Annotated in this window: 12 protein-coding genes and 1 riboswitch; of the genes, 8 read left to right on the top strand and 4 right to left on the bottom strand. The window is 70.3% G+C overall.

Going from position 1 to position 18,061, the window contains the following annotated elements; genetic code table 11:
- Positions 1 to 10: 10 nt before the first annotated feature.
- Positions 11 to 1,498 carry a short-chain fatty acyl-CoA regulator family protein gene (locus tag FHT38_RS12745; RefSeq protein WP_183491990.1) on the bottom strand — a complete coding sequence of 496 codons (1,488 nt, stop codon included), beginning with the start codon at positions 1,496 to 1,498 and terminating at the stop codon, positions 11 to 13.
- 283 nt (positions 1,499 to 1,781) lie between these two features.
- On the opposite strand from FHT38_RS12745, the gene prpC reads away from it, so the two are divergent.
- From prpC to FHT38_RS12720, 5 genes are all read left to right on the top strand, one after another.
- Positions 1,782 to 2,936 carry a 2-methylcitrate synthase gene (prpC, locus tag FHT38_RS12740; protein WP_147242378.1) on the top strand — a complete coding sequence of 385 codons (1,155 nt, stop codon included), beginning with the start codon at positions 1,782 to 1,784 and terminating at the stop codon, positions 2,934 to 2,936.
- Positions 2,933 to 5,635, top strand: coding sequence for a Fe/S-dependent 2-methylisocitrate dehydratase AcnD (gene acnD, locus FHT38_RS12735; protein ID WP_183491989.1), 2,703 nt, complete (start codon positions 2,933 to 2,935; stop codon positions 5,633 to 5,635). The genes prpC and acnD overlap by 4 nt, the downstream gene beginning before the upstream one ends.
- The gene (locus FHT38_RS12730) at positions 5,632 to 6,891 is read left to right on the top strand and encodes a PrpF domain-containing protein (RefSeq protein ID WP_183491988.1); all 1,260 of its coding nucleotides are present in this window, start codon (positions 5,632 to 5,634) and stop codon (positions 6,889 to 6,891) included. The genes acnD and FHT38_RS12730 overlap by 4 nt, the downstream gene beginning before the upstream one ends.
- Positions 6,892 to 6,973: 82 nt before the next feature.
- Positions 6,974 to 7,837, top strand: a complete 864-nt coding sequence (locus tag FHT38_RS12725; RefSeq protein ID WP_183491987.1) for an oxaloacetate decarboxylase — start codon at positions 6,974 to 6,976, stop codon at positions 7,835 to 7,837.
- A gap of 160 nt (positions 7,838 to 7,997) precedes the next feature.
- Positions 7,998 to 8,432, top strand: a complete 435-nt coding sequence (locus FHT38_RS12720; RefSeq protein WP_183491986.1) for a hypothetical protein — start codon at positions 7,998 to 8,000, stop codon at positions 8,430 to 8,432.
- A gap of 188 nt (positions 8,433 to 8,620) precedes the next feature.
- Here FHT38_RS12720 and FHT38_RS12715 read toward each other — a convergent pair whose 3' ends face one another.
- On the bottom strand, positions 8,621 to 10,513 hold the full coding sequence (locus FHT38_RS12715; protein WP_183491985.1) for a TonB-dependent receptor domain-containing protein: 1,893 nt from the start codon (positions 10,511 to 10,513) through the stop codon (positions 8,621 to 8,623).
- 69 nt (positions 10,514 to 10,582) lie between these two features.
- Positions 10,583 to 10,858: riboswitch (cobalamin riboswitch) on the bottom strand.
- Between the two features lie 98 nt (positions 10,859 to 10,956).
- A complete protein-coding gene (locus FHT38_RS12710; RefSeq protein WP_183480283.1) occupies positions 10,957 to 11,880 on the bottom strand; it encodes a LysR family transcriptional regulator in 924 nt (307 codons plus the stop codon).
- Positions 11,881 to 11,976: 96 nt separating this feature from the next.
- Between FHT38_RS12710 and metE the strand changes: the two genes are divergently transcribed.
- Complete coding sequence (metE, locus tag FHT38_RS12705; RefSeq protein WP_183491984.1) at positions 11,977 to 14,313, top strand: 5-methyltetrahydropteroyltriglutamate--homocysteine S-methyltransferase; 2,337 nt, start codon at positions 11,977 to 11,979, stop codon at positions 14,311 to 14,313.
- 268 nt (positions 14,314 to 14,581) lie between these two features.
- On the opposite strand, the gene FHT38_RS12700 is transcribed toward metE, so the two are convergent.
- Positions 14,582 to 15,559, bottom strand: coding sequence for a GMP reductase (locus FHT38_RS12700; protein ID WP_183491983.1), 978 nt, complete (start codon positions 15,557 to 15,559; stop codon positions 14,582 to 14,584).
- A gap of 246 nt (positions 15,560 to 15,805) precedes the next feature.
- On the opposite strand from FHT38_RS12700, the gene FHT38_RS12695 reads away from it, so the two are divergent.
- On the top strand, positions 15,806 to 16,927 hold the full coding sequence (locus FHT38_RS12695; protein ID WP_183491982.1) for a beta-ketoacyl-ACP synthase III: 1,122 nt from the start codon (positions 15,806 to 15,808) through the stop codon (positions 16,925 to 16,927).
- A gap of 113 nt (positions 16,928 to 17,040) precedes the next feature.
- Positions 17,041 to 18,054 (top strand): substrate-binding domain-containing protein, encoded by a 1,014-nt coding sequence (locus FHT38_RS12690; protein ID WP_183491981.1) that lies wholly within the window; start codon positions 17,041 to 17,043, stop codon positions 18,052 to 18,054.
- Positions 18,055 to 18,061: the final 7 nt, after the last annotated feature.

The following is an 18,061-nucleotide window of genomic DNA, read 5'->3' as shown; positions in this document are numbered from 1 at the left end:
TCGCGCGCGCTCACCTCGTCCCATACGGCTCCGCCGTGCGCTCGTTCTCATCGATGCGCAGGTGCTTCCCGAGCGCCGGGAACGCCCGCTGCGCGCAGCCTTCGCGCTCGCAGAGCTTGCAGCCGGGGCCGATCGGCGTGGCGCTGTCCGGATCGCCCAGGTCCAGCCCCTTTGCATAGACCAGCTGCTCCGCGTGCCGCAGGTCGCAGCCCAGGCCGATCGCGAACTCGCGCGCCGGTGAGCCGTAGCCGCCGGTGGCGCGTAGCTCGCAGTGGGCGATCCAGAGATAGCTGCGCCCATCGGGCATCCGCGCCACCTGCGTGAGCACGCGGCCCGGCTGGCCGAAGGCCTCGTAGACGTTCCACAGCGGGCAGGTGCCGCCGCTGCGCGAGAAGTGGAAGTCCGTCGCCGACTGCCGCTTCGAGATGTTCCCCGCCCGGTCCACCCGCACGAAGAAGAAGGGCACGCCACGCGCCTCGCGTCGCTGCAACGTCGACAGGCGATGGCACACGGTCTCGAAGCTCACGCCGAAGCGCTTGGCCAGCAATGCGATGTCGTGCCGCAGCGCTTGCGCCGCCGACAGGAAGGCGCGATAGGGCAGCACCACCGCGCCGGCGAAGTAGCTCGCGAGCCCGATGCGCGCCAGCGCCGCGGCCTCCGGGCTGAAGCTGGCGGAGGCGATGAGCCGGTCCATCTCCGCGCCGCATTCGAGGTAGGCCAGCTGCGTGGCCAGCTGGAAGGCCCGCTGGCCCGGCGAGAGCGAGTCCGACAGCAGCAGCAATCGCTGCGCGGGTTCGTAGCGCCGCAGGCGCTCGTCGGGCACGACCTGCACCTGGATCCGATGGGCAGTCATCAGGTGGGTCTGCAGCCGCTGCGCCAGGTCCTGCTGCGAGAGGGGCAGCGCCGGCGTTGCCGCAGCAAGCGCAGTGGCTGCGGTGAGCGCGGTGGTCGTGCCCGTGCCCGCACCCGCGGCGGTGGCCGTCTCGCCTGCGAGCACCATCGCCAGCGCCTCCGCGGCGCGGTCGAGCGCGTCGATGTGGTTGTGGTGCGCGTAGAAGAAGTCCCGCACCTCCTCGTGCGGCCCGGGGCCCGCGATCACGCCGGTGCCGCGCTCGTGGCCGCCGAGGTTGCTCACGCGCTGCTCCGCGCCGCGCGCCCGGCCGTGCAGCCGCAGCATCAGCTGCGCCATGCCCGGCATCTGCTGCACCAGCGTGCGCAGCTCCGACTCCGGCACGCCGCCGGGCACCGGCGTCTCCGCGACGATCTCGTGCAACTGCGCGAAGAGCCGCGCCTCGTCGTCCTCCGAGAAGAACTGCAGGTCCACGCCCAGCGCCGACTGCAGCCGCAGCAGCACCGCGACGCTCAGCGGACGCTCGTTGTTCTCGAGCTGGTTCACGTAGCTGGGCGACAGCTTGAGCGCCTGCGCCAGCGCCGCCTGGGTCAGGCCGCGCTGCTCGCGCAGGGTCTTGAGCTTCACGCCGAGGAAGGTCTTGCGCATCGGTTTCGCGTCGGGAGATGGAAGGACGAAGACGGCGGCTGGTGAGCGCGGCCGGCGAGGGCGACTGCTGATCTGTGATTCGCAAAGTTTGCAGAATGCGCGAATCACCTTCGCATTTCATTGCCAATTCAGCCATTGAGGCCCAGCGAAGTGGCTGCAAAGATTGCGAATGACGCGACTATCCCATGCACCCGTCGACGGGATCAAGGCCTGGACCGTCACGCCGGTCGATGGCTCGCCGCCGCGCCCGCCCGCATTTCCCAGATCCCCAGGAGGAGACCCCATGAGCGAGACCCTCGCCCCCGCCTTCAAGCCCAAGAAATCCGTCGCGCTGTCCGGCGTCGCGGCCGGCACCACCGCGCTGTGCACCGTCGGCCGCAGCGGCAACGACCTGCACTACCGCGGCTACGACATCGTCGACCTGGCCCAGGCCTGCGAGTTCGAGGAGGTCGCCCACCTGCTGGTGCACGGCAAGCTGCCCAACGCCGCCGAGTTGCGCGCCTACAAGGCCAAGCTCAAGGCGCTGCGCGGCCTGCCGGCCAGCGTCAAGGAGGCGCTGGAGCGCCTGCCCGCCGGCGCGCATCCGATGGATGTGATGCGCACCGGCGTGTCCGCGCTGGGCTGCGTGCTGCCGGAGAAGGACGACCACCCGCTGCCCGGCGCGCGCGACATCGCCGACCGGCTGATGGCCTCGCTGGGCTCGATGCTGCTGTACTGGTTCCACTGGGCGACGCAGGGGCGCCGCATCGAGGTCGAGACCGACGACGAGTCCATCGGCGCGCATTTCCTGCACCTGCTGCACGGCCGCCGGCCCGATGCCGGCTGGGAGCGCGCGATGCACACCTCGCTGATCCTGTACGCGGAGCATGAGTTCAACGCCTCGACCTTCGCCGCGCGCGTCATCGCCGGCACGGGCAGCGACCTGTACTCGGCCGTGGCGGGCGCGATCGGCGCGCTCCGCGGACCCAAGCATGGCGGCGCCAACGAGGTGGCCTTCGAGGTGCAGAAGCGCTACGACTCGCCGGATGAGGCCGAGGCCGACATCCGTCGCCGTGTCGAGGCGCGCGAGGTCGTCATCGGCTTCGGCCATCCGGTCTACACGATCAGCGATCCGCGCAACGAGATCATCAAGCAGGTGGCGCGGCGACTCTCGGTCGAGGCCGGCACGACCAAGATGTTCGACATCGCCGAGCGCCTCGAGCGCGTGATGTGGGAGGTCAAGCGCATGTTCCCCAACCTCGACTGGTTCAGCGCGGTGAGCTATCACCTGATGGGCGTGCCGACGGCGATGTTCACGCCGCTGTTCGTGATCGCGCGCACCAGCGGTTGGGCCGCCCATGTGATCGAGCAGCGGCAGGACAACAAGATCATCCGCCCCAGCGCCGTCTACACCGGCCCCGAGGACCAGGCCTTCGTGCCGCTGGCGGCGCGTCAATGAGCCTCGCACCCGCTGCCACGATCACCGCCGCCGCGCCCGTCAATGCCGCCTGGCGTCGACCGCTGCCCGGCACCGACCTGGACTGGTTCGATGCCCGCGCGGCCATCGAGGCGCTGCGCCCCGGCGCCTGGACCCGCATGCCCTACACGGCGCGCGTGCATGCCGAGAACCTGGTGCGCCGATGCGATCCGGCGCTGCTCGACGCCTGTCTGCTGCAGCTGGCCGACGGCCTGGGCGAGCGCGACTTCCCCTGGTATCCCGCGCGCGTCGTCTGCCACGACATCCTGGGGCAGACCGCGCTGGTGGACCTGGCCGGCCTGCGCGACGCGATCGCGGCGCGCGGCGGCGATCCGTCGCGGGTCAATCCGGTGGTGCCGGTGCAGCTGGTCGTCGACCACTCGCTGGCCGTCGAGTGCGGGGGCGACGATCCCGGCGCCTTCGACAAGAACCGCGCCATCGAGGACCGCCGCAACGAGGACCGCTTCCACTTCATCGACTGGTGCCGGCGCGCGTTCCGCAATGTCGAGGTGATCCCGCCGGGGAACGGGATCATGCATCAGATCAACCTGGAGCGGATGTCGCCGGTCGTGCAGGTGGAGCGCGACGCGCGCGGCGGCATCGCCTATCCCGACACCTGCGTCGGCACCGACAGCCACACGCCGCATGTTGACGCGCTGGGTGTGATCGCCGTCGGCGTCGGCGGACTGGAGGCGGAGAGCGTGATGCTGGGCCGCGCCTCGTGGATGCGCCTGCCGGAGATCATCGGCGTCGAGCTCACCGGGCGGCGCCGGCCCGGCATCACCGCCACTGACCTGGTGCTGGCGCTGACCGAGTTCCTGCGTCGCGAGAAGGTCGTCGGCGCCTACCTCGAATGCTTCGGCGACGGCGTCGCCGGGCTGACGCTGGGCGACCGCGCGACGATCGCCAACATGGCGCCCGAGTACGGCGCGACTGCCGCGCTGTTCGCGATCGACGAGCAGACGCTGGCCTACCTGCGCCTGACCGGCCGCGCCGAGGACCAGGTGCGCCTGGTCGAGACCTATGCCAAGACGGCGGGCCTGTGGTCTGGCGTGGGCGGCACGCTGGACGACGTGGCCTACCGGCGTGTGCTGCGCTTCGACATCGGCGCGGTCGAGCGCGCGCTGGCCGGCCCGTCGAACCCGCATCGGCGCCTCCCGACCGCGATGCTGCGCGAGCGCGGCATCGCGGCGCCCTGGGTGGACGAGCCCGGTCGCCTGCCCGACGGGGCGGTGATCATCGCGGCCATCACCAGCTGCACCAACACCAGCAATCCGCGCAACGTCATCGCCGCGGGCCTGCTCGCGCGCAACGCGCGGCGGCAGGGGCTGGTCCGCAAGCCCTGGGTCAAGACCTCGCTGGCGCCGGGCTCGCGCGCGGTGACGCTCTACCTGGAGGAGGCCGGCCTGCTGGCGGACCTCGAAGCGCTGGGCTTCGGCGTCGTGGCCTATGCCTGCACCTCGTGCAACGGCATGTCGGGCGCGCTGGACCCGGCGATCGAGCGCGAGATCGTCGAGCGCGACCTCTATGCGACCGCGGTGCTGTCCGGCAATCGCAACTTCGACGGCCGTATCCATCCGCGCGCGCGGCAGGCCTTCCTGGCCTCGCCGCCGCTGGTGGTGGCTTATGCGCTGGCGGGCACGATCCGCTTCGACATCGAGCGCGACGTGCTCGGCGTCGTCGACGGGCGCGAGATCCGGCTGCAGGACCTGTGGCCGGACGACGAGGAGATCGACGCCCTGGTGCGCCGCTGCGTGAAGCCGGCGCAGTTCCGGCGCGTCTACGACCCGATGTTCCCGATCGCGCCGGCCGCGACCGAAGCCAACAAGGTGGCCGGGGCGGCCGGGGCGACAGCGCCGCTCTACGACTGGCGCCCCCGCTCGACCTACATCCGGCGGCCGCCGTACTGGGAGGGTGCGCTGGCGGGCGCGCGCACGCTGCGCGGCCTGCGCGCGCTGGCGGTGCTGCCCGACAACATCACCACCGACCACCTGTCGCCGTCCAATGCGATCGAGGTCGACTCGGCGGCTGGCGAATACCTCGCGCGCATGGGCGTGCCAGTGGAGGACTTCAATGCCTACGCGACCCACCGCGGCGATCACCTGACGGCGCAGCGGGCCACCTTCGCCAACCCGACGCTGTGCAACGAGATGGTCCGCGACGCGTCGGGCGAGGTCATCCCGGGCTCGCTGGCGCGGCTGGAGCCCGACGGCACCGTGATGCGGATGTGGGAGGCGATCGAGACCTACCTGGCGCGCCGCCAGCCGCTGATCGTGATCGCCGGCGCGGACTACGGCCAGGGCTCGTCGCGGGACTGGGCCGCGAAGGGCGTGCGGCTGGCCGGCGTGGAGGCGATCGTGGCCGAGGGCTTCGAGCGCATCCATCGCACCAACCTCATCGGCATGGGCGTGCTGCCGCTGGAGTTCCTGCCCGGGACGACGCGGCGCACGCTGGGCATCGACGGCTCGGAGCGCTTCGACGTGCTGGGCGTGCCGGCGCCGCGCGCGGTGATCACGCTGGTGCTGCATCGCCGTGACGGCGTCCGCACCGAAGTGCCGGTACGCTGCCGGATCGACACCGCCGAGGAGTTGTCGATCCACCAGGCGGGCGGGGTGCTGCAGCGCTTCGCCCAGGACTTCCTCGCGGCCGCGACGCCGCCAATGCGCCACGCAACGACATGAGCTTTCCACCTGCCTTGAAGATCCCCGCCGTCTACCTGCGAGGCGGCACCTCCAAGGGCGTGTTCTTCCGGCTGGAAGACCTGCCCGCCGATTGCCGGCGCCCGGGCGCCGCGCGCGACCGGCTGCTGCTGCGGGTGATCGGCAGCCCCGATCCCTATGGCAAGCAGATCGACGGCCTGGGCGGCGCGAGCTCCAGCACCAGCAAGGTGGTGATCGTGTCACGCAGCGCGCGGCCCGGCCATGACGTGGACTACCTCTTCGGCCAGGTGGCGATCGACCGGGCGCTGGTGGACTGGTCCGGCAACTGCGGCAACCTGTCGGCGGCCGTCGGGCCGTTCGCCATCGAGGCCGGGCTGATCGACGCGGCGGCGCTGCCGCGCGACGGGCGGGCGACGGTCCGCATCTGGCAGGCCAACATCGGCAAGACCATCGTGGCGCAGGTGCCCATGCAGGACGGGCAGGTGCTGGAGCGCGGCGACTTCGAACTCGACGGCGTGGCTTTTCCGGGCGCGGAGATCGAGCTGGCGTTCCTGGATCCGGGCGAGGAGGGCGACGGTGCCAGTGCTGCTGCCGGTGTTGGTGCCGGTGCCGGTGCCGGTGGGCGGGGCGCGAGCGCGCTGTTTCCCACTGGCCGCGTCGTCGACGAACTGGCGTTGCCCGAGAGCCTGGTCGCTGGCGGCCGTCTGCGCGCAACCCTGATCAACGCTGGCATTCCCACCGTCTTCGTCGACGCGGCGGCCCTCGGCTACACCGGCATCGAGGCGCAGGACGCGGTCAACGGCGACGCGGCGGCGCTGCGGCGGCTCGAGGCGATCCGCGCGCACGCGGCGCTGCGTATGGGGCTGATCGGCGCGCTCGATGAGGCCGCCTCCCGTCAGCACACGCCCAAGCTGGCCTTCGTGGCGCCGCCGCAGTCCTATCGCGCGTCGAGCGGCCGGCTCGTCGAGGCCGGCGACATCGACCTGCTGGTGCGGGCGCTGTCGATGGGCCGGCTGCACCACGCGATGATGGGCACGGCCGCCGTGGCCATCGGCGCCGCCGCGGCGATCCCCGGCACCGTCGTGTGCGAAGCGGCCGGCGGCGCGCCGCGCGCGTTGGTGCGCTTCGGTCATCCCTCAGGCACTTTGCGCGTGGGCGCGGAGGCCGCGCTCGTCGATGGCCAATGGCGCGTGACGCGCGCCGTGATGAGCCGCAGCGCGCGCGTGCTGATGGAAGGCGTCGTGCGGGTGCCTGGCGACGTGCTCGCCGGCGCCTGATGCCGGCGTCCCGCAGGCCGGATCGAGACCACCTTCCTTCCCCATTCCCCTTTCCAGCTTTCAGATCGACAAGAGCAGACCCATGACCTCTCCCCGCCAGACCTTGCGCACGCTGGTGCAAGCCCGCCGCGGCGTGCTCGTGCCCGGCGCGTTCAACGCGCTGTCCGCCCGGGTGATCGAGGACCTCGGCTTCGAGGCCCTCTACATCACCGGCGCCGGCGTGACCAACATGTGGTTCGGGCTGCCGGACCAGGGCTTCATGGGCCTGGCCGAGATCGCCGACCACACGGCCCGCATCCGCGACGCGGTGGCGCTGCCGCTGATCGTCGATGCCGACACCGGCTTCGGCAACGCGCTCAACGTGCGGCATGCCGTGCGCACGCTGGAGCGGGCCGGTGCCGACTGCATCCAGCTCGAGGACCAGGTGGCGCCCAAGCGCTGCGGTCACTTCAGCGGCAAGGAGGTGATCCCGACCGAGGAGGCGGTGGGCAAGATCAAGGCGGCGGTCGACGCGCGACGCGACCCGGACCTGATGATCATGGCCCGCACCGACGCCTGCGCGACCTTGGGTTTCGAGGCCGCGGTGGAACGCGCGCTGCGCTTCGCCGAGGCCGGCGCGGACCTGCTGTTCGTCGAGGCGGTGACCACGCCGGACCAGATCCGCGCGCTGCCGGGGCGCCTGCCGGTGCCGCAGCTGATGAACATGGTGATCGGCGGCAGGACGCCGATCACCGATGCGCAGGAGCTGGAGTCGCTCGGCTACGGCATCGTGCTCTACGCCAACGCGGCGCTCCAAGGCGCGGTGGCGGGCATGCAGAAGGCGCTCGGCGTGCTGAAGGCGCAGCGCCGGATCGACGAAGACCCGGCGCTGGTCGCCCCCTTCGCGGAGCGCCAGCGACTGGTGGGCAAGCCCGGCTGGGATGAATTGGAGAAGAGGTACAGCTGAGGGGGCTGGCTGCCAATGGCTCTGGTCAGTATCGATGGGGGGGATGACCACCGTCGATCACTTCCCCCCTCAAGACCACATTTCGGAGGAATGACGTTCGCCGGCTCCACGTGGAGACTGCAGCCCATCCATCAGGACTTGGGCAAGAAGGAGCAGTTTCATGACGAGGACGACAAGCGACGAGGGCGCGGGCATCGAGGACCTGTCGAGGGCGCTGCGATTCCCCAGCACGATCTTCGGGGCGATGGCCGATGACGGTCTCGAAGCGCGATGCGAGGATGCGGACTGGCACGAGGTGCCGAATGAACTCAGGCGCGTGCTGGCGCATCACGGCGCTTCGGTGGATTACATGCGGCTGATACTGAAGCGCGCCGCGCGCTTCGTCCGGCGCCATTCGCTGCGCCTGGCCGGGCCCCCCTGGTTGGACATCACCTGCGTGGAGGATGTCGCCGCCGGGGCGATGTATGTCGTGCCCCTCGACATGAGTCCCAAGCGGTCGCTGGCCTGGGACGAGCGATTTCTCTCCCGCCTCGCCGACCAGGACCTGCTGAAGGGCTTCTTCATGGTCAGCTTCTGCGGCCGCTCGGCGGCCTGAACGGCCAGGCCGCATCCAGTCCCGGAGAGTTGCCATGAGCGTGAGCGCCGAAGACTTCCTGTACGTGTCCCGCGCCTTGATGAACAAGGACGGTGAGACCTGGCGACGTGTTGCCGCCAGTCGCGCCTCCGGAGCGCGCATGGACAGCCCGCTCACCGCTGGCGCCCATGCCGCATGGAGGGCCCGGCTCAGAAGCCCTTCATGTCATAGCGCACGCCGACCCAGGCCTGGCGGCCGAGGCCCTGGTAGGCGTAGACCGGCTCGACATCGCGGTCCGCCGCGTTGAGGACCTTGGCCTCCAGGCGCCATTGCGGCAGGAAGCGCCAGCTGGCGCGCAGGTCGAGCAGCGCGTAGCCGCCCAGCGTGGCGCCGGTGTCCGGCCGCTTGCCGATGTCGGTCAGCGTCGCCCCCGCGCTCCAGGCGCCGGTGTCGTAATCGACGGAGACACTTTCCTGGTGCGCCGCGCGACGGATCAGCCGCGCGCCCGTGTCGGTGTCCTTCGCATCGAGGAAGTCCACGTTCGCGGCCAGGTTCCAGTTGCCGATGCGGTGCGCGCCGGTCAGCGTCGCGCCGGTGAGCTTGGCCCGGCCGACGTTGGCCGCGCAGCCGAAGGCGAAGTCCGGTGCCGGCGGGCACAGGGCCGGATCGGGGTTGTAGATGATCAGGTCCTTGACCTTGTTGCGATAGACCGTCGCCGACGCGCTGCTCGCGCCGGAGCGCCAGTTCAGGCCGATCTCCGCGCTGCGGCCCTGCTCGGGACGGATGTCGCGGTGGCCGTAGAAGGGGAAGTCGGTGTCGTTGAAGGTCGGCGCGCGGAAGGTCTTGCCAGCCAGCGCCCGCAGCTTCAGCGTCGGACTCAGCGCGATGCTGCCGCCCAGGCTGCCGGTCGTGTTGTCGCCGTAGACCGAGTTCTCGTCGCGGCGCAGGTTGGCCTCCAGGGCGGCCGGGCCGAACAGGCCGCTGTAGCCCGCGATGTAGGCGTTGTTGGTGCGCTTGAGCGTGTCGCTGGTGACGCCGTCCGCCTTTTCCTCGAGGCGCTCGTAGGCCAGCACCAGTTGCTGGTCCGGCGCCAGGCGCAGCGCGTTCTGCCAGGTCGCCTGGTCGCGGGTGGTTTTGAAGCGCGTCGCGTCGGTCAGGCCGCTGACCGAGTCGTCGGTGCCGCGCGCGAACTGCAGCGTCGTCGTCCAGATCGGCGAGAGCGTGCCGCGGTAGTCGAGCGCCGCCTGGCGCGTCTTGAGCCGGTTGCGGAAGTCGCCTTCCGGATGCGCGACGAACTGGTCGTCGAAGGTGGCGCTGTCGTATTGCGCGTTCAGGCGGCTCTGCGTCGCGCTGACGCCGATGTGGTGGCCCTCGGCCGGCGTGAAGCCCAGCCGGGCCGACGCCACCGTGCGGGTGAAGCCGTCCTTGTCCGGGTTGTAGGAGCTGTTGCCGCGGTCGCCGCGGATCGCGGTCGTGCCGTCACTGGTGTCGCGGCTGAGGCTGGCTGCGTAGTCGAAACCGGCCCGCGCGCCGCTGACCGAGACGTCGCCCTGGCGCGAGCCGTATTCGCCCACGGCCGCACCGGCACGCAGGTCCAGCGGGCCCTGGCCCTGCCGGGTGACGATCTGGATCACGCCGCCGACCGCATCGGCGCCGTACAGGCCGGAGGCAGGACCGCGCAGGACCTCGATGCGCTCGATGTTGGCCAGGCTCATGGCCTCGAAGGACACCTGGCCCAGCGTCGCCGAGCCGACCCGCACGCCGTCGATCATCACGACCGTGGCGCTGGTGTTGGCGCCGCGCAGAAAGTAGCCCGCCGTCTGGCCGGGACCGCCGTTGGCCGCCAGCTGCAGGCCGGCGTAGCGGCGCAGCACGTCGGCGACGCTGCCGGCGCCGCTGTCGCGCAGGGTGTCGGCGTCGATGAGCACGACGTCCGCGACGCTGCGGCTCAGCGGCTGCGCCTCACGGGTGCCGATGACGATGACCGGGTCGAGCGAGGACTGCGCGACGGCGACGGAGGGGACGGTGGACAGGACCGGGGCGGCGATCAGCGCGGCACGGGCAACGGCGCGCAGCGCGGCGCGGGGACGGGAGGCTTGCATGTCGGAATCACAAAGCGGCGGCAGACGGCCGCTTCCCCGCGGCCGCATGCGGAATGGACCCATCGCGGGGCGATGGGTCCGCCTGTTGGCCGGTATCCGGGCTGTCGGAAGAACGAACCCGTGGTGCCTTCCCGGACGACCGTCCAGTGGATCCAGCCACGAGTCGCGCGCCGCTGGGGCCGAGGCCATCGGGGGTCGACGGCGTCGGCCGGGCGCGCCTTCCGCTTACCGTTGCGGGGGCAGCTCAGGTTGGGGCCGTGGCCGCGGGCGGGCGACCCTTCCTGATTCCCGTTGAACTGCGCCGGCGGAGGGCCGGGCGCGAGCACCAACGGGCGGCATCATAGCGGCGGCCCCGTGGCGCCGATGCCGCATCCGGGCCTGACCACGGGGCGGGGCGCTCGGCACGCCGCCGGCCTCACCGGCCTCACCGGTTCGGCGCGCGCTCACAACAGGCTCACGCCGCCCAGGTTCACCAGCGAGGTCTCGCGCATGATCCGCACGAAATCGGCCAGGAAGGGCTTGGCCGCCAGCCGCCCGGTGCTCACCGCGTAGAGGCGGCCGGTCAGGCCCGACGGCCCGATGCGCTGGCGCGCGACGTAGCCTCGCGCCAGGTAGCCCTCGACCGCCCACAGCGGCAGCGCCGCGAAGCCGCGCCCGCTCGCGACCAGCTGCAGCATCGCCACCGTGAGCTCACTGGTGCGGCGTGGCGGCGTCACGCCGGCGGGTTTGAGCACGCTGCGCACCAGGTCCAGCATCTCGTCGGGCACCGGGTAATGGATGTAGGCCTGCGCGGCGAAGTCCTCGGCCTCCAGCCATGGCTTGGCCAGCAGCGGGTGCCCCTTGGGCAGCAGCGCCACGATCTCGAAGCTGAACAGCGGATGCACGGCGACGCCCGCTTCCTCCGCGTCCACATCCGAGACGATCGCCAACTCGGCGCGGTCCTGGTGCAGCAGTCCGACTGGATCGGCCTGGAAGCCCGACACGATGTCGAGCTCAACCTCCGGCCAGCGCTCCCGGAAGGCATCCATCGCCGGCATCAGCCAGTCGAAGCAGGTGTGGCACTCGACGGCGATCCGCAGCTGTCCGGCCGATCCCTCGACCAGCTTGCGCACGTCGCGGTCCGCCTCGTCGATCTGCGGCAGCACCAGCTCGGCGAGCTTGAGCAGCCGCTGACCCGCCACGCCGAAGCTCAGTGGGGAGGACTTGCGCTCGAAGAGCTCGGTGCCGTAATGGTCCTCCAGCCCCTTGAGCTGGTGCGACAGCGCCGACTGCGTGAGGTTCAGCAGTTGGGCGGCGCGGGACAGGTTGCCGGCCTCGCGCAGGGCCAGCAGCGTGCGCAGGTGGCGCAGCTCCAGAGGTGTCTGCATGAGCGATCCTAATGACGAAGGCAAAAAACTTTCGTTTGAATCATAGTTCGCCGGCAGCGAACATTCCGAATCCCATTCAATTTCGAAGAGAACAACATGATTCGGACTCATGTGCTGGGCTTCCCCCGCATTGGTGCCAACCGCGAGCTGAAGTTCGCCCTGGAGCGCCACTGGCGCGGCGAGATCGACGAGGCCGCGCTCCAGGGCGTCGCCGCCGAGTTGCGGGCCCGGCACTGGCGTCTGCAAGCCGGCGCCGGGCTGGACCACGTCACCGTGGGCGACTTCGCGCTTTACGACCAGGTGGCCGACTTGATCCAGCTGTTCGGCTGCGAGCCGGCACGCTTCGGCTTCACCGGCGAGGAGTCGCCGCTGCGGCGCTACTTCGCCATGGCGCGGGGCGTGGCGGCGCATGAGCATGGCGAGGGCTGCGGTTGCGGCGCTTCGGCGGGCGAGGGCGCGGCGGCGCTGGAGATGACCAAGTGGTTCGACACGAACTACCACTACCTGGTTCCCGAGTTCGACGCCGCCACCGCCTTCACGCTGCACGCCGACCGGCTGCTGGCCGAGGTTGACGAGGCGATCGCGCTCCCCGCGAGTCCCAAGGCGGCGCTGCTCGGGCCGGTGAGTTTCCTGTTCCTGGGCAAGAGCAAGGAGGCAGGCTTCGACCGCCTCGCGCTGCTGGAGCGCCTGCTGCCGGTGTACGAGCAACTGCTGGTGAAGCTCGCGGCGCGCGGCGTGACCTGGGTGCAGCTCGACGAGCCCATCCTCGGCCTGGATCTGGCGCCGGCCTGGCAGGACGCGCTGCGCCGCGCCTACGAGCGGCTCGGCCAGGTCGACCAGCAAGTGCTGCTGGCGAGCTACTTCTCGCCGCTGGCGGGGAACCTGGCGCTCGCCTGCGGGCTGCCGGTGGCCGGGCTGCATGTGGACGCGGTGCGCGCCGCCGGTGAGCTGCTGGACGTCGCGCGGACGCTGCCGCTGGACCGGGAGTTGTCGGTCGGCATCGTCGACGGCCGCAACGTCTGGCGCGCCGATCTGGACGCGGCGCTCGAGACCGTGCGCGAGGTGCGCGAGCTGCGCGGCGGGCGGCTGTGGCTGGCGGCGTCGTGCTCGCTGCTGCATGTGCCGATGAGCCTGCGCGACGACCCGGTGGTCGATGCCGACGTGCGGCCGTGGCTGGCCGGCGCGGTCGAGAAACTGGAGGAGCTGCGAGTGCTCAAGCGCGCGTTGTGGGGCGACGAGGCGGCGGTGGCCGATGCGCTGATCGAGGCGCGTCAGGCGCGCGCCTCGCGCTTGGCGAGTCCGCGCGTGCGCCGGCTCGACATCGCCCGGCGCGTCGCGGCGCTGCCGGCGGATGCGGACCGGCGCGCGTCCCCGTTCCCGCGGCGCCAGGCCGCGCAGCGTGAGCGGCTGCGCCTGCCCGCCTTCCCGACGACGACGATCGGCTCGTTCCCGCAGACGCCGGCGATCCGCGCGGCGCGCGCGGCCTTCAAGCGCGGCGAGCTCGATGCCCAGGCCTACCGTGCCGCCATGCGCGGCGAGATCGAGGACGCGGTGCGTCGCCAGGAGGCGCTCGGGCTGGACGTGCTCGTCCATGGCGAAGCCGAGCGCAACGACATGGTCGAGTACTTCGGCGAGCAACTGGACGGTTTCGCGTTCACCGCCAACGGCTGGGTGCAGTCCTACGGCTCGCGCTGCGTGAAGCCGCCGGTGCTGTTCGGCGACGTCGCGCGGCCAGCGCCGATGACGGTCGAGTGGACGCGCTTCGCGCAGGGCCTCACCGAGCGGCCGATGAAGGGCATGCTCACCGGGCCGATCACGATCCTGCAATGGTCCTTCGTGCGCGACGACCAGCCGCGCGCCGACACGGCGCTGCAGATCGCGCTGGCGATCCGGGACGAGGTCGCCGACCTGGAGGCCGCCGGCATCGCCGTCATCCAGATCGACGAGCCGGCGATCCGCGAGGGACTGCCGCTGCGCCAGGCGGAGCGGGCCAGCTACCTCGCCTGGGCGACGCGCGCCTTCCGAGTCGCCGCGTCACCGGTCGGCGACGCGACGCAGATCCACACGCACATGTGCTACTCGGAGTTCAACGACATCCTCCCGGACATCGCCGCGATGGATGCCGACGTCATCACCATCGAGACCAGCCGCTCCGACATGGAGCTGCTGCGCGGTTTCGGCGGGGAAGGGGGCGGCTTCCGCTATCCCAACGAGATCGGCCCCGGCGTCTACGACATCCATTCGCCCCGGGTGCCCGGCAGCGACGAGATGCTGCGGCTGCTGCGCAAGGCGGCGGAGGTGATTCCCGCGGATCAGCTGTGGGTCAATCCGGACTGCGGCCTGAAGACGCGGGGATGGCCGGAGACCGAGGCGGCGCTGCGGCACATGGTGGAGGCGGCGAAGGCGCTGCGCGGCGAAGGGCTCGTCCGCTGAGCGACGACGCGGGGGACGACCACTTCGCAGTGGGGGTGGCCCACCTCGATGAGGGGCTGGAAGGGCGACGGGCGCTCATTTCAGGGCACGCCGGACGTGTTGAAGAACTGCGCTCCGGAGGCTTTCCTTGAAGTTCGACACGGGGGCGCGTCCGGACGATGGCATCACCAATATTTCCACTGTCGTCATTGATTTCGGCTGAAGAAAAACCCGGCTTGAGCCGGGTTTCTCGTTTCAGGTTCCTCGTCAACCAGCGGGCAGCGATGTGTTACATGAACAAATGTTCTCCGGCGTTCTCACCGCCTAGCACCACGTAATTCACCTTGCGCAGATCCGCCAAGCTGCGACCGCCAGCGTAGGAAATCGAGCTCTGCAGGTCTTCTTCCATTTCCCGGAAGGTGTCGGCCAGCTTGCCCTTCACCGGCTCGAGGATGCGCTTGCCCTCGACGTGTTTGTATTCACCCTTGTTGAAGTCGGACGCGGAGCCGTAGTACTCCTTGTAGCGCTTGCCGTCGACCTCGACGGTGTTGCCCGGCGACTCCTCGTGGCCCGCGAACAGCGAGCCGATCATCACCATCGCCGCGCCGAAGCGCACGCTCTTGGCGATGTCGCCGTGATGGCGGATGCCGCCGTCGGCAATGATGGGTTTGGTCGCCACGCGCGCGCACCACTTGAGCGCCGACAACTGCCAGCCCCCCGTGCCGAAGCCGGTCTTGAGCCGCGTGATGCAGACCTTGCCCGGGCCGATGCCGACCTTGGTCGCGTCCGCGCCCCAGTTCTCCAGGTCGATGACGCCCTCCGGCGTGCCGACGTTCCCCGCGATCACGAAGGTCTGCGGCAGCTTCTGCTTGATGTGGGCGATCATCCGCTGCACCGCGTCGGCGTGACCGTGGGCGATGTCGATGGTGATGTAGTCGGCGCCCAGGCCCTCGGCCGCGAGGCGGTCGACGAGCGCGTAGTCGGCTTCCTTGACGCCGGCGCTGAGGGAGACCAGCAGGCCCTTGTCCCGCATCGTGCGGGCGAAGGCGACCGCGTCCAGGTCGAAGCGGTGCATCACGTAGAAGTAGCCGTTGGCGGCCAGCCATTCGGTGATGGACTCGTCGACGACCGTCTTCATGTTGGCCGGCACCACCGGCAGCTTGAAGCGGCGGGGGCCGAAGTCGATCGAGGTGTCGCACTCGCTGCGGCTGGTCACGCGGCACTTGCGCGGCAGCAGCAGGATGTTGTCGTAGTCAAAGATTTCCATGGTCCAAAGTCGCAAAGTCGGGCTGCGTTGATGCAGTGCATGCCCTGGGCTGCGAGCGCTTGACTTGAGACCCGGCCAAAAAAAACCGGGTCCCAAAATTTGGGCCCGGTGGCTCATTCTACGCATGCCCCGGCGACGGTCTCGCCACCTTGCGGTGCAGCATGCACGGATCGGGGGCTTTTGAGCGCAGTTCGCTAAACTTCGCCCCCTTGGCCCCTCACCGGGCGACCTCAAAAGACCAGCCCCATGCATTCCGTCGTCATCAGCGGCACCGGCCTGTACCAACCGCCGCACGTCATCACCAACACCGAGCTGGTGGAGGCCTTCAACCGCTACGTCGACCTGCAGAACGCCGAGCACGCCGAAGCCATCGCTGCCGGCACGCGCCAGCCGCTGGTGCATTCGAGCGTCGAGTTCATCGAGAAGGCCTCCGGCATCAAGCAGCGCTATGTGATCGAGAAGGAAGGCGTGCTGGACCCGACGCGCATGTACCCGCGCTTCCAGGAACGCGCCGACGACCAGCTGTCGCTGATGGCGGAGATCGCCGTCGACGCCGCCCGCAAGGCGCTGGCCGCGGCGGGGCGCCAGCCGGAAGACGTCGACGCGGTGTTCTGCTCCGCCGCCAACATGCAGCGCGCCTATCCGGCGATGGCGGTGGAGATCCAGCAGGCGCTCGGCGCGGGCGGCTACGGCTTCGACATGAACGTGGCCTGCTCGTCGGCGACCTTCGCGCTGGAGCAGGCCTACAACGCGGTGCGCTCGGGCGCATCCAAGTGCGTGCTGATCGTGAATCCGGAGATCACCTCGGCCCACCTGGAGTGGAAGGACCGCGACTGCCACTTCATCTTCGGCGACGTCTGCACGGCCATCCTTGTCGAGCGCGCCGACCTGGCGGTCGCCCCGGAGCAGTGGGAGATCCTGGGCACCAAGCTGGCGACGCAGTTCTCCAACAACATCCGCAACAACTTCGGCTTCATGAACAAGGCCGAGGACAGCGATCCCGACGCGCGCGACAAGACCTTCCGCCAGGAAGGCCGCAAGGTGTTCAAGGAAGTGGTGCCCATCGCCGCCGCGCACATCGAGCAGCACCTGGCCGCGCTGCACATCCAGCCCACCGACGTCAGCCGCTACTGGCTGCACCAGGCCAACCTGGGCATGAACCAGCTGGTGATCAAGAAGCTGGTCGGCGGCGAGGCCGGCGCGGAGATCGCGCCGCTGATCCTGGACACCTATGCCAACACCGCCTCGGCCGGCTCGGTGATCGCCTTCCACGAGCACCGCGCCAACCTGAAGCAGGGCGACCTGGGCGTGATCTGCTCGTTCGGCGCGGGGTATTCGGTGGGCAGCGTGATCGTCAGGAAGCGCTGAGACCCCACCGGGCCCCCTGAACAGGTGGCCCGCTCCCCCGGCGGAACGGCGCAGCATTGCGGCGGGAGCGCCGCCCCTGTCGGGCGGTCGCGCCGTTCACCAAGGAGCGAACCATGGTCCCGTTGCTCCGCGTGCTGCGTGCGCTGTGTGGATTGGCCTGTGGCGCCGCGCTGCTGTCGGTCCCGGCGTCGGCGTCCGCGCAACCTGAGCCGCCGCCCCGTCACCGGATCGTGATCATGCCCAAGCTGGTGGGCATCGCGTACTACGACGCGGTGAAGACCGGCATCGACGCCGCCGCCCGCGAACTGCCCGATGTGTCGGTGACCTGGACCGGGCCGACGCAGGACCAGGTCGAGAAGCAGATCGAGATGATCGAGCGGCTCATCCCCACGAAACCGGACCTGATCGCGGTCGCGTCGAACGACCCGGTCGCGATCGCGCCGGTGCTGGCCAAGGCGCAGCGCGCCGGCATCCGCGTGATGAGCTGGGACGGCGACAGCCAGCAGCGCGAGTTCTTCGTCAACCTGGTGGACTTCGAGGAATTCGGCGCGCGGCTGGTCGAGTCCGTGGTGCGCGAGATCGGCCCCAAGGGGGACATCGCCCTCGTCACCACCAGCTTCACCGCGCCGAACCAGACCAGCTGGATCGACGCGATGAAGCGGACGATCTACCGCAAGCATCCGGAGCTGCGCATCGTCGACATCCGCCCCGCGGGCGAGAGCACCGAGGAGGCCTACCGGATCGCGCAGGACTACCTGAAGTCGATGCCCGGCCTGAAGGCCATCGTGGCGCTGGGCGCGCCCAACCTGCCCGGCGTCGCGCGCGCGGTCCGGGATGCGGGGCGCGTCGGCCAGGTGGCCGTCATCGGCAACTCGACGCCCAACCTGATGCGCAGCTTCCTCAAGGACGGCACGGTCCGGACGGTGCTGCTCTGGAACGCGCCGGACCACGGCTACCTCACCGTCTACTGCGCGCGCCAACTGCTCACCGGCGGCCTGAAGGCGGGGCAGGCCTTCGACGCCGGCCGGCTCGGCCGCTTCACGCCGCGCAAGGACGCGATCAGCCTGCAGGTGGCGTTGCCCGTCATGGTGTTCACGAAAGACAACGTGGACCAGTTCAGGTTCTGAGGCGAGG

The sequence above is a fragment of the Mitsuaria sp. BK041 genome, from assembly GCF_014193085.1.
Lineage (GTDB): Bacteria > Pseudomonadota > Gammaproteobacteria > Burkholderiales > Burkholderiaceae_C > Roseateles.
Note: the sequence above shows the minus strand (reverse complement) of the source record. Positions and strands in the feature narration are given on the sequence as shown.